Here is a 13,051-nt window from a genome sequence, read left to right on the forward strand (position 1 = left end):
ATGCGTTCAACCCTTCCAGGTATTGGGTCTCTCCCCCTGGAGCAACTACCAGATTTGGCTGAAATTCAAAAGAATTCTTTTAACTGGTTTATTACCGAAGGTCTTAAAGAAGAGCTTTTATCCTTCTCTCCAATTCGTGACTACACCGGCCGTCTAGAGCTTTACTTCCTGCCAGAATACAGTTTCGACAAGCCCAAGCACACTGTGGAAAGTGCCCGGCTTCATGACACCACCTATGCTCGTCAACTCAGAATTATGTTGCGCCTGGTCAACCGGGATACCGGTGAGATCAAGGAGCAGGAAGCCTATATCGGCGAAATTCCCATGATGACCGATCGTGGGACTTTCATCATTAACGGCGCCGAGCGGGTGATTGTTTCCCAGATCGTCCGTTCCCCCGGGATTTATTACAAGAAAGATCAGGCCTTGAACGGTAAGCGTATCTTTAACGCTACCATGATCCCCAATCGGGGCGCCTGGTTGAAGTTTGAAACCGATATCAACGACGTCATCTACGTCAAGATTGACAAAAACCGCAAGATTTTGGCCACTACCCTCTTGCGTGCCTTGGGTCTTTCCGTCGCGGAAATGGAAAACCAGTTCCGTCATTTTGACTACCTCAAGAAGACTTTGGATAAGGATCCTACGGAAACCACCGAGGAAGCCTTGATCGAGGTCTACAAAAAACTCCGTCCCGGTGATCCGCCCAGCGTTAGCGGCGGACGCTCTCTCTTGGAAAGCCGCTTCTTTGATGAAAAGCGCTATGACTTGGGCAAGGTGGGCCGCTACAAGGTCAACAAAAAACTGGGCTTGTCCGCGCCAGATACTGTGCGGGTTTTGACCAACGAAGATATCGTTTCGGCCATCGATTACCTGATTAACCTGAATTACGATGATGGTCAGGTGGATGACATCGATCATTTGGGGAACCGTCGGATTCGCGCGGTGGGTGAACTGCTGCAAAACCAGTTCCGGGTGGGTTTAACCCGTCTGGAGCGGATTGTTAAAGAGCGGATGACCTTGCAGGATATCGACACGTTGACCCCCAACAATCTGTTGAACCCCAAGCCTTTGCTGGCGGCCATCCGGGAGTTTTTTGGCTCTTCCCAGCTCTCCCAGTTTATGGATCAAACTAATCCATTGTCTGAGTTGACCCACAAACGACGTTTGTCTGCCTTGGGGCCTGGTGGTTTGACCCGTGAGCGGGCCGGTTTTGCGGTTCGTGATATTCACCCCAGCCACTACGGAAGAATTTGCCCGGTAGAGACACCGGAAGGGCCCAACGCCGGTTTGATTGGCTCTTTGGCCACTTATGCCCGCGTGAACGAGTATGGCTTCCTGGAAACCCCATATTGGGAAGTCAAAGACGGGAAGCTGACCGGGGAAATCCACTTCTTGTCCGCCGATGAAGAGGACAAGTATCGTGTGGCCCCCGGTGACGCCACCCGTGCTGAGGATGGTACCTTGACTGGTTCCGCCGTTCCGGTTCGTTATCGCAACGAATTTACCATTACCGAACCCGATACCGTTGACTACGTCGGCGTTTCCCCCATCCAGATTGTCTCTGTGGGTACGGCCTTGATTCCCTTTTTGGAGCATGATGATGCCAACCGGGCCTTGATGGGCTCTAACATGCAACGGCAATCGGTGCCTTTGGTTTCCGCTGAGCGTCCCATGGTTGGAACTGGCCTGGAGCGTCGCGTGGCCATGGACTCCGGTATGTCGCTGGTTTCCGAAGTGGAAGGTAAAGTCGAGCGCGTGACCGGTGAGAGCATTGACATCCGTGGCAAAGACGGGAAGCTCCACTCTTACCCCATGATCAAGTACCTGCGCAGTAACCAGGATACCTGCTTAAACCACCGTCCCATTGTCCGGGTGGGTGATTCCGTGGACGCCGGACAGGTCATTGCCGACGGCGCCGCCAGTCAGCAAGGCGAACTGGCACTGGGTCGCAACATTATGGTGGCCTTCATGCCTTGGGAAGGCTACAACTTTGAAGATGCCATCCTAATCAGCGAGCGCCTCATTCACGATGATGTGTACACCAGTATTCACATCGAGAAATTGGAAGTAGACGCCCGTACCACTAAGCTGGGGCCGGAGGAAATCACCCGGGAGATTCCCAACGTGGGTGAAGACGCCCTGCGCAACCTGGATGAGCGCGGTATCGTGCGGGTTGGTGCCCGGATGTTCGCCGGTGACATTCTGGTCGGCAAGATTACCCCCAAGGGTGAATCCGAGCATCCGCCGGAAGAGAAGCTGCTGCGGGCCATTTTTGCCGAGAAGGCACGTGATGTGAGAGACAACTCTCTCCGTGTTCCCCACGGAGAAGGTGGCCGGGTGGTTGATGTGAAGGTCTTTGACCGCGAAAAAGGTGATGAATTGCCGCCCGGGGCCAATACCGTGGTTCGAGTCTACTTGGCCCAGAAGCGTAAAATCAGCGTGGGCGACAAGGTGGCAGGACGTCACGGAAACAAGGGGATTGTTTCCAAGATCCTACCCATTGAAGATATGCCCTTCATGCCGGATGGCACCCCCATTGATATCGTTTTGAACCCGCTGGGCGTACCGTCTCGTATGAACGTGGGTCAAACCTATGAGACTCTGTTGGGCTTAGCGGCTCACTTGACTGGCAAGCACTACGAAGTGCCTCCGTTCGATGAAATGTACGGGGAAGAAGCCTCTCGTACGGCCGTTACCAAAGAATTGCAAACTGCCATTGATGACGCCGGCATCGACTGGATTTTCAGCGATGGGAAAGCGGTCTTGTATGATGGACGGAACGGCGAGCCCTTCGCCAACCGGGTCGCCATTGGTCGCATGTACGTTATGAAACTGGTCCACCTGGTAGACGACAAGATCCACGCCCGTAGCACCGGCCCTTACAGCTTGGTAACCCAGCAGCCGTTGGGTGGTAAGGCTCAATTTGGTGGTCAGCGCTTCGGGGAGATGGAAGTATGGGCCCTGGAAGCATACGGCGCCGCCTATACCCTGCAGGAAATGCTAACCATCAAGTCTGATGATGTGGTGGGTCGTTCCCGGGCTTATGAGGCCATCGTCAAAGGTGAGAACCTGAATCGACCCAGTATTCCTGAGTCTTTCAAGGTACTGGTTCGTGAAATTCATAGTATTGGCCTGGATATTACAGTGAAAAAACGACTGAAAGACGGTCGTGAGGTTGAAATCGATTTGATGGCGGATGAAGCGGCTCGTGCCCCCAAGCGCGAATTTGCCTCCGCTGGCAACGAACTGCTCAACTTCTTCTCTGCCAATTCCGATTCGATTTAAAGGAGCACCACTGTGGTAAGCACCAATATTGACCAGTTTGATTTCATCAAAATCGGGATTGCCTCGCCCGAGCGCGTAATGAATTGGTCTCACGGCGAGGTGATGAAGCCCGAGACCATTAACTACCGAACCCTGAAGCCCGAGCGGGATGGCCTGTTTTGCGAGCGTATCTTTGGTCCTTCCAAGGACTGGGAGTGCTATTGCGGCAAGTACAAGCGGGTTCGCCACCGAGGCATCGTTTGCGAACGTTGCGGCGTCGAGGTGACTGAATCCAAGGTGCGCCGTCACCGCATGGGCCATATTAAATTGGCCGCACCGGTTACCCATATCTGGTTCCTGAAAGGGATTCCCAGCTACTTGGGCCTGATTCTGGATATGTCCCTGAAGGATTTGGAGCAAGTGATTTACTTCAACTCCTACGTGGTTCTGGATCCGGGAAATACCGAACTGAAGGCCAACCAGTTGCTCTCGGAAGAAGATTACGAAACCATCCTGGAAGAAAACGAAGAAGCTCAGCTAGAAGTTGGTATTGGCGCAGAGGCCATCCAGATTTTGCTGTCCCGCTTGAACTTGCAGGAAATGAGTGATGCCCTGAAGCAAGAGCTGGAAGAAATTACCGGCTCCAGCCAAAAGCGGGTCAAACCGTTGAAGCGTCTGCGCTTGGTGGAATCCCTGCTGCAGAGTGGTACCAACCCTTCCTGGATGGTCATGGACGTATTGCCTGTGATCCCCCCGGACTTGCGCCCCATGGTGCAGCTGGATGGTGGTCGTTTTGCCACTTCCGACCTGAATGATCTGTACCGTCGGGTCATCAACCGGAATAACCGCTTGTCCCGTTTGCTGGAAATGGGCGCTCCGGAAATCATCGTGCGGAACGAAAAGCGGATGTTGCAGGAAGCGGTGGACGCCTTGATTGACAATGGACGTCGTGGCCGTACGGTCGTGGGCCCCAACAACCGCCCTCTGAAGTCCTTGTCCAACATTATTGAAGGAAAACAGGGTCGGTTCCGCCAAAACTTGCTGGGTAAGCGGGTTGACTACTCCGGTCGGAGTGTAATCGTGGTCGGTCCCCGGTTGAAACTGCACCAGTGCGGTTTGCCCAAGGAGATGGCCATTGAGCTGTTCAAGCCCTTTGTCATCAACAAGCTGATTGAACGTGGTGAAAGCCAGAACATCAAGTCGGCCAAAAAGACCATTGAGCGTCAGGAAACTGTGGTTTGGGACGTTCTCGAAGAGGTCATCAAGGGTCACCCTGTTCTGCTGAACCGGGCTCCAACGCTGCACCGTCTGGGGATTCAGTCCTTTGAGCCGGTTTTGGTGGAAGGGCGCGCCATCCAGCTCCACCCGCTGGTTTGTACCGCTTTCAACGCCGACTTTGATGGTGACCAGATGGCCGTTCACGTACCCCTGTCGGTGGAAGCCCAGACGGAAGCCCGCATGCTGATGATGGCTACCAACAACGTATTGCAGCCTTCAACCGGCAAACCGATTATTACTCCCTCCCAGGATATGGTTTTGGGCATTTACTACCTGACCCTGGACAACCCCCACGCCACTAAAGGCGCAGGTATGAAATTCTTTAGCTTTGAAGACGCCCTGGCGGCTTTTGAAGCGGGAGTGATTGATCTGCACGCCAAGGTGATTGTGCGTGATGAAGGTGGTCAACTCATTGAAACCACCGCAGGACGGATTATTTTCAACAAAACCGTCCGTCAATCGGTTCTCCAGTAAGCATTGAACGAGGTAACAGGCACCTATGAGCATCCTATCGCCCAACAAATCCCAGAAAAAGCAGTTGGACTTCATCAACAAGGTGGTTGACAAGAAGGAGTTGAACCGCTTGCTGGCCAAGGTTTATGCCGAAATGGGCATGGCTAAAACCGGTACGCTGGCCAATAACCTGAAGGATTTGGGCTTCCGCTACGCTACCAAAGCTGGCGTCACCATTTCCATTGACGATTTAAGCGTTCCTGAAGCAAAGAAAAGTCTGATCAATGACGCCGAGGCCGAGATTGAGCGGGCTACCCAGCGCTTCATGAAGGGCGAGATCACCGAGGTGGAACGTTATACCAAGGTTATCGACACCTGGAGCGAAACCACTGAAAAATTAACCAAGTCCGTGGTCGACAACTTCGACCGCTTGAACCCGGTATACATGATGGCTTTCTCCGGTGCCCGGGGGAACATCAGTCAGGTTCGTCAGTTGGTGGGGATGCGGGGCCTGATGGCGGACGCACAGGGGCAGATCATTGACTTGCCCATTAAATCCAACTTCCGGGAAGGCTTGAGCGTAACCGAGTACATCATTTCCAGCTACGGTGCCCGGAAAGGTCTGGTAGACACCGCCTTGAAAACCGCTGACTCCGGATACCTGACCCGTCGTCTGGTAGATGTCGCTCAGGACGTGATTATTCAGGAAGCCGATTGCGGTACCACCAACGGGATCCCTATGCGGGCCATCATGGAAGGTGAATCCGAGATCATGTCCCTGGTGGATCGGGTGATCAGTCGGGCCGCCGCGGTGAACGTGGTGAATGAAGATGGGGAAGTCCTGGTCCCCGCCGGTGAAATCATTACCTTGGCCTTGGCCGATGTGATTGAGAAATCCAATATCAAAGAAATCCTGATGCGTTCGGTGCTGACTTGCGAAAGCCAGGTCGGAATTTGCCAGAAGTGCTACGGTTGGTCTCTCACCAGTAACAAGATCGTTGATATTGGTGAAGCCATTGGGATTATCGCCGCGCAAAGTATCGGGGAGCCTGGTACTCAGCTGACCATGCGTACCTTCCACACGGGCGGTGTATTCAGCAGCTTGGGCAAACGCGAAATGTTCAAGGCCAAGAGCGATGGCGAAGTGGTCAGCAAGCTACCCACCCGGGACTTCCGGACCCGTCATGGCGACACCGTGCAGATGACCACCCGCGATTGCACTCTGGAGATCAAGGGTGCCGACGGTAAGACCAGCAAGTACAACCTGCCTTTCAACACCCAGGTCATGGTGGCAGCTGGCGACAAGGTGAAAAAAGATCAGATTATCGCCTCGTTTGAACCCACTGCGGGCCGTAAAACGGAGCGGGCTACCAAGGATATTACCGGTAGCATGAGCGGAGAAGTCTGGTTTGATGGCTTTGACGCCGATGAAAAACGGGATCGTCAAGGCAACATCAGCCGGACCGCCAACCGCCCCGGTACCATCTGGGTTCTGGGTGGCGACGTTTACAACTTGCCCACTGGGGCCAAGCACATGGTTCAGGATGGACAAGTGCTGAACGTCGGTGAGATCATCGCTGAAACCCACGTGGTCAGTGAGCATGGTGGTGAAGTCCGTATTCCCGCTGATCTCGAAATCGAAGAACACAAGGTCGGCAAGGAAACCGTTAAGAAAATCATCAACGGTAAAGACCTCACCATCATCATTGCCAGCATTTCCCCTAGCAATGCCGAATTGGTGCAGACCAAGAAAGAACAGTTGTGGAAAGTGGGCGACGATGAGGAGACCTACATCGTCAAATCCCCACAGGGCACTTCTCTGGAAAACGGCAGTGTGGTCGCCGAGCTGATTGATGAAAGCATGGCCGTTCCCACCAGTGGCCAAATCCGCTACCTGGATGTGGAAGTCGATGAGCAGCGTATTTTGACCCAAACGGGCAAAATCCTGTTCTTGCCGGAAGAAATCCATCAGGTCAGCAAGGATATCTCCCTGAAAGTGCCCGGTATCGAATCTGGCATGGAAGTGACCGCGGGTACCGAGATCATCAAGGGTATTACCTGTCAGACGGACGGTATCGTGGAAATTGTGGAAGAAAACGACATTGTCCGCGAGGTCGTGGTGCGTCCCGGCAAGTTGTTCCGTGTGGACGATATCAGCACCCTGAACGTGGATGATGGTACCGTGGTCAGCAAAGGCACCGAGGTCGCCCCGGGTATTAAGGCCACCGAAGATTGCGTGGTGACCGTCAACTTCCAGATTGAAGTCCCGGAAGATGATGATGAGGACATTGAGGACACCAGCGATCTGGAATACGCCGAAGTGCTGTTGCGTCCTTACCAGGAATTCATTATCGAGCCCCGCAAAGTCAAGATTGATTTTGAATCCACCGATCCTGACAACATTACCATCGTGCCGGTGACCCAATTGCAGGTGAAGGATGGCGACAAAATTCGCCATATCGAAGGCGCCCCCATTTTGAGAACCAGTCTGGTTCTGCAAATGAAAGGGTATCTGGAGCGCCTGAAGGCCGTCGCCGAGATCAAGGATGGCAGCAAAAAAGAGGGTGATAACCTGAAGGTGGTGGTTCTGGAGAACCTGACCATCCGTCGGGAAAATCCTTCCGGATTCAGCTCCCAGAAAACCGCCACCCAGACCCAACTGCTGGTGGAAGATGGCCAGGTGATCGACAAACGCTCCCCTGTGGTCAAAACGCAGGTTATTACCCACACCAAGGGTCGGGTTAGCCTCGGCAACGCGGCCAATGACAAGGACGTGCGTCGGGTACTGTTGATTACCGACGATCATGAAACTGTGATCGAGACCAGCACCAAGCCAACCGTTAAAGTGGGCGACTTTGTGACCATGGATCAGGAAATCGCTGCGGTGGATAAAACCCCCATTTCCGGACAAGTGACTGCGGTTGACGCCAAGTCCGTGACCATCCGGGAATCCCAGCCCTACCTGATTTCCGGTGGTACCTTGCTGCAAGTTGAAAACCGGGCCCTGACCCAACGGGGCGACTTGATTGCCTCGCTGATCTTTGAACGGCAAAAGACCGGGGATATTGTTCAGGGTCTTCCTCGGGTTGAAGAATTGCTGGAAGGACGGAAGCCCAAGGAGTCCGCCATTATCGCTCCCGTGGACGGTACGGTGGAAATCATCTGGGAAGAGGACGTCCAGCGTTTATACCTGACCAGCATCAACGGCCGGGAAGAGATCTCCATTCCGGTTGGCTCCAACATCGTGGTGGAAAACAAACAGGCGGTCAAAGCGGGTCAAGCCCTGACCGATGGCCCCATCAACCCCCACGATATTCTGGTTGTCTCCGGCATTGAAGCCGTCCGGGAATACCTGGTGGAAGAAGTTCAGCGGGTTTACCGGTCTCAGGGTGTAGAGATCGCCGACAAGCACATTGAAGTCATTGTTCGTCAGATGACCAAGAAGGTTCGTGTGGACGAAGCCGGGGATACCACCCTGTTGGGCGGCGAACTGGTGGACGAAAAAGCGGGTGCAGAAGCCAACCGTGTTATTGAAGGCAAGGAAGGCAAGCTGCCTGCCGAGTATCACCCGGTTCTGCTGGGTATCACCAAGGCCAGCTTGAATACCGAGAGCTTCATTTCCGCTGCCTCTTTCCAGGAAACCACCCGGGTTCTGACCGAAGCGGCCGTGGAAGGCAAGCGCGACTTCCTGCGTGGCTTGAAGGAAAACGTGATTATTGGCCGTCTCATCCCGGCCGGTACCGGTTTCCCTCACTTCAAGGACGAGCGTGCCGATATGTTCGACGACGCCGAACAGGCTTTGGCCGCCAAGTCCTCGCTGCGTAAACCGTCGGCCATTCTGGAAGAGATTGAAAGCATGTTCGGTTCACCGGAAATCTCGGAAGAGACTATGGAAAGCCTGCTCATCGACGATTCCTCCATGCATGTCGAGACCATCGGCGGCGTTGAAGGCGAAGACGAAGACTACTCCAGCGACGCGATTCTGGACGACTAGGATTCATCGCATTTAAAACAGGAAAACCACCGCACCTTTTTCAGGGCGGTGGTTTTCTTATGAACAGGCCATTTAAAGACCGGCATTTTTAGAGTAAAATAGCGACCTCTCTGGTAGTTCCCCTCAAGCAGAATTGATGATTCGCACTATGTCTACCACACAAATTGTTTGCTTTTCCGACAGCTTGAAGCAACTGAAACGGCGCAAGGCCATGAAGTACTTCCACGAGGGGTACCGGGCCCAGTTGCAGCGGGATTACTACAAGGCCATTGAAAAGTACCAGGAGTCCATTGAGGTCTACCCGACGGCAGAAGCCCACACTTTTTTGGGCTGGACCTACAGTTTTTTAGGCGAGCTGGAAAATGCCATTGAAGAATGTCAGCGGGCTATTGAAGTGGATCCTGATTTTGGTAATTCCTACAACGATATTGGCGCTTACCTCATTGCCAAAGGGAAGTATCAGGAGGCGGTGCCTTACTTGCAGCAGGCGTTGAAGGCCAAGCGCTACCGGGCCTATCATTTTGCCCACTTTAATCTGGGTCGGGCCAAAGAGTATCAGGGTGATATTATCAACGCCCTGCGTCACTACAAACAGGCCCTGGAGCTTGAACCCCGCTATCTGATTGCCTATAAGGCCATTGAGCATCTGAAAAAGTTTACGCTGAACTAGACAGGCGCTTTGCAGACTGTTATCCAGAGGCCGGAAATCCTTCAAAATAGGGTATGATAGTTAGCGTTTTGGGACTATGTGTTTTAGGGCATGGGCTTTTTATCCCGATTGATTTATAACATTCTGCTTTGCCTCGGACTGGTCATCCTGAGTCCACTATGGCTGGCCTATTTGGCTAGCGTGCCCAAGGCCCGGGCTGGGCTCAAGCCCAAGCTGGGGCTTTACACGGATGAACTTAAGAGCCAGCTGAGCCGAAAAGCCAAGCCCCGTTTGTGGTTTCACGCCGTTTCCGTGGGTGAGTTTAACGCCATTAAAACGCTGATTCCCCACTTGAGTGAGCGCTATGACGTGGTGATTTCCACCACCACGCAAACCGGGCAGGATTTGGCCTTGCGAACCTTTCCCCAGCTGATAGTCCTGTATTTCCCGTATGATTTTCCCTGGGTGATTACGAGGGTTCTTCGCTACATTCAGCCCGATTTGGTTGTTCTCACGGAAACCGAACTATGGCCTAATTTTATCCATGAGGTCACCCGGGTACGGGGTGTGCCCCTGATTTTGATCAATGGCCGCTTGTCGCAGCGCTCCTTTAAAAGTTATCAGTGGATTACGCCGCTCATCAAGCCCTGTCTGCATGAGGTGACGCACCTGTACATGCAATCTCAGGCCGATGCCGATCGCATGGTGCGCTTGGGGCAGCTGGCCCCGGAGCAGTGGACGGTGGCGGGGAATTTGAAGTTTGATCTCATTCCCACTGTGGATGAGGATAAGCAGGCGCAATTGGCTCACCTGCTCAATATTCATCGGGGGGATACGGTACTGACCTTTGCCAGTACACACTCCGGGGAGGACTTGCCTTTGCTGGAGAGTTACCTGAGCCTGAAAAAAGATTTCCCGGAACTCAAGCTCATTCTGGCCCCTCGTCACCCGGAGCGTTTGGCCGAAATTAAAACCATTCTGAATAATAAGGCGGTTGCTTATGCGGTGCGCAGTCAGCTATCCGCAACCCATCCCAATCAGCAGGACGTTTTGGTGCTGGATTCGATTGGGGAATTGCTGACCGTGTACAGCCTGTCCAGCATTGCGGTGATGGGGGGGAGCTTCATCGAACGGGGTGGGCAAAACCCCTTGGAGCCTCTTAGTCAGGGCATTCCCGTTATTTTTGGCCCGCACATGCACAATTTTAGTGAAATCAGCCGATTGGTGATAGAAGGTGGGGCGGGGACTCAGGTTCATACGCAGGATGAGCTGATCAACGCCGTGACCAGTTTGCTGACCCAGCCCGAAATTTACCAGATGGTTTCCGAAAAGGGATTGCAGCTCATCGAAAACAACCGGGGGGCCAAAGCCATTATTCTGAAAGCCATTGAGAACCACTTGCCTGCTGAAAGACTCCGGGAAAGCATTCCCTGACCGGCGGTTGCTCCGATCCGCTGGCCCAGATAAATCTTGCGGCCATGTGCAGACTGGGGGAGGGTGTTGCAAATCAGGGGAGATAAATCTCCCAACTTTGGTTAAACTAGGGGTATCGTTTCAAGCGGAGCATGAGGGGAGTTTTTATGGCCATGACCGAAGCAGCGCACACTGTCGCCTTAACCGGAGCGCCCACCGGCACGCAAAAAGTCTGCAAATCCTGGCTGACGGAAGCGGCCTATCGCATGCTGCTGAACAATCTGGATCCGGCGGTGGCCGAAGATCCCCAAGCGCTGGTGGTCTATGGCGGCACGGGTAAGGCGGCCCGCAACCCGGCCTGTCTGGCCAAAATTCTGGAGACCCTGAAAACGCTGGAAAACGATGAAACCCTGCTGGTACAATCCGGCAAACCGGTGGGCGTCATGAAGTCTCACCCCGATGCGCCCCGGGTGCTGATCGCCAATTCCAATCTGGTGCCCGCCTGGGCCAACTGGGAGCAGTTTCGGGAATATGAGCGCATGGGCCTGACCATGTACGGTCAAATGACCGCCGGAAGCTGGATTTACATTGGCAGCCAAGGCATTGTGCAAGGCACGTACCTTACTTTTGCCGAAGCGGCCCGCAAGCACTACAACAGTGACTTAAGCGGAAAATTTGTGTTGTCCGCCGGGATGGGGGGCATGGGCGGCGCTCAGCCCTTGGCTGTCAAAATGAACAACGGGGTCTTTTTGGGCATTGATGTGGATGCCGCTCGCATCCAGAAGCGGTTGGACACAGGCTATATGGACAAACTGGCCAGCTCTCTGGATGAAGCCCTGCACTGGGTGCAAGCCGCTGTGGCCCAAAAAGAGGCGGTGTCCATCGGCTTGGTGGGCAACGCCGCCACCATTTACCATGAACTGGTGCAGCGCAAGGTCATCCCCGATATGGTGACCGATCAAACCTCGGCCCATGATCCGCTGGTGGGCTACTTGCCGGAAGGCTTGACTTTGGCGGAAGGGGCGGCTCTGCGTCAGCGAGATCCCGAGGCCTATGTGCATCAATCCAAAGCGGCCATGGCCAAGCAGGTACAGGCCATGCTAGCCTTTCAGCAGCGGGGGGCCGTGGTGTTCGATTACGGCAATAACATCCGCCAGCAGGCCAAAGGGGAAGGGGTGGAGAACGCCTTTAACATCCCCGGCTTTATCCCCGAATACATTCGGCCTCTGTTTTGCGAAGGGTCTGGCCCCTTCCGCTGGGTGGCTCTGTCCGGCGATCCAGAAGACATTCGGGTGACCGATGCAGCCCTGATGGCTGCCTTTCCCGAGAATAAACTCTTAATTAACTGGCTGACCCTGGCCCAAAAGCACATTCAGTTTCAGGGGCTCCCGGCCCGCATTTGCTGGCTGAATTACGGTGAGCGGGCCAAGGCGGGCAAGATCTTCAACGATCTGGTGGCCTCCGGTAAAGTGAAAGCGCCCATTGTTATCGGGCGGGATCATCTCGATTGCGGCAGCGTGGCTTCTCCTAACCGGGAAACGGAAGGCATGAAGGATGGTTCCGATGCCATTGCTGATTGGCCCGTTTTAAACGCCCTGATTAACGCCGTGAACGGGGCCACCTGGATTTCTTATCACCACGGGGGCGGGGTGGGCATTGGGTATTCCCTGCATGCCGGGATGGTCATTGTGGCCGACGGTACCCCGGAGGCGGAGGCTCGCTTGCAGCGGGTGCTGACTTCGGATCCGGGCATGGGGGTGATCCGTCACGTGGATGCCGGATACGAGGAGGCCAAAGTTGTCGCTCGGGCCAAAGGCGTGCAAGTCCCCTTTTTAAAATAGGCTATACCTTTTTCAGCTTCTCTCAAGCATTGTAGACGGCCCAAATGAAAAAAATTTGAAGTGCGCCCAAACGTTGGATGGGTTGAACATTGCGCATTAAATTACGAAAGATTATGATTCAAGGGTATCAAAAGTATAAGAAGTTTATCTTGCTTT

Annotated in this window: 6 protein-coding genes; all 6 read left to right on the forward strand. The window is 53.9% G+C overall.

Annotated elements, in window-relative coordinates:
* The 6 genes from rpoB to hutU all read left to right on the forward strand — a co-directional run bounded on the left by rpoB (position 1) and on the right by hutU (position 12,895).
* Entirely contained in the window at positions 1-3,288 is a 3,288-nt protein-coding gene (gene rpoB / locus DF283_RS01755) for a DNA-directed RNA polymerase subunit beta (protein WP_443082977.1), read from the forward strand.
* A 12-nt stretch (positions 3,289-3,300) separates the two neighbouring features.
* Positions 3,301-5,019, forward strand: coding sequence for a DNA-directed RNA polymerase subunit gamma (rpoC1, locus tag DF283_RS01760; RefSeq protein ID WP_303672914.1), 1,719 nt, complete (start codon positions 3,301-3,303; stop codon positions 5,017-5,019).
* A gap of 25 nt (positions 5,020-5,044) precedes the next feature.
* Positions 5,045-8,992 (forward strand): DNA-directed RNA polymerase subunit beta'', encoded by a 3,948-nt coding sequence (locus DF283_RS01765; RefSeq protein WP_303672916.1) that lies wholly within the window; start codon positions 5,045-5,047, stop codon positions 8,990-8,992.
* A gap of 148 nt (positions 8,993-9,140) precedes the next feature.
* A complete protein-coding gene (locus DF283_RS01770) occupies positions 9,141-9,662 on the forward strand; it encodes a tetratricopeptide repeat protein (protein WP_303672917.1) in 522 nt (173 codons plus the stop codon).
* A 90-nt stretch (positions 9,663-9,752) separates the two neighbouring features.
* The gene (locus DF283_RS01775; RefSeq protein WP_303672919.1) at positions 9,753-11,075 is read left to right on the forward strand and encodes a 3-deoxy-D-manno-octulosonic acid transferase; all 1,323 of its coding nucleotides are present in this window, start codon (positions 9,753-9,755) and stop codon (positions 11,073-11,075) included.
* 152 nt (positions 11,076-11,227) lie between these two features.
* Positions 11,228-12,895, forward strand: a complete 1,668-nt coding sequence (hutU, locus tag DF283_RS01780) for a urocanate hydratase (protein WP_303672920.1) — start codon at positions 11,228-11,230, stop codon at positions 12,893-12,895.
* The last annotated feature ends 156 nt before the right edge of the window (positions 12,896-13,051 follow it).

This window comes from Vampirovibrio chlorellavorus, assembly GCF_003149375.1.
Taxonomy (GTDB): Bacteria; Cyanobacteriota; Vampirovibrionia; order Vampirovibrionales; family Vampirovibrionaceae; genus Vampirovibrio; species Vampirovibrio chlorellavorus_B.

What these genes read in the sequence shown, in the direction of transcription:
- hutU (WP_303672920.1), top strand. Translation starts at nt 11,228, where the DNA reads ATGACCGAAGCAGCGCACACTGTCGCCTTAACCGGAGCGCCCACCGGC.
- DF283_RS01765 (WP_303672916.1), top strand. Translation starts at nt 5,045, where the DNA reads ATGAGCATCCTATCGCCCAACAAATCCCAGAAAAAGCAGTTGGACTTC.
- DF283_RS01775 (WP_303672919.1), top strand. Translation starts at nt 9,753, where the DNA reads ATGGGCTTTTTATCCCGATTGATTTATAACATTCTGCTTTGCCTCGGA.
- DF283_RS01770 (WP_303672917.1), top strand. Translation starts at nt 9,141, where the DNA reads ATGTCTACCACACAAATTGTTTGCTTTTCCGACAGCTTGAAGCAACTG.
- rpoB (WP_443082977.1), top strand. Translation starts at nt 1, where the DNA reads ATGCGTTCAACCCTTCCAGGTATTGGGTCTCTCCCCCTGGAGCAACTA.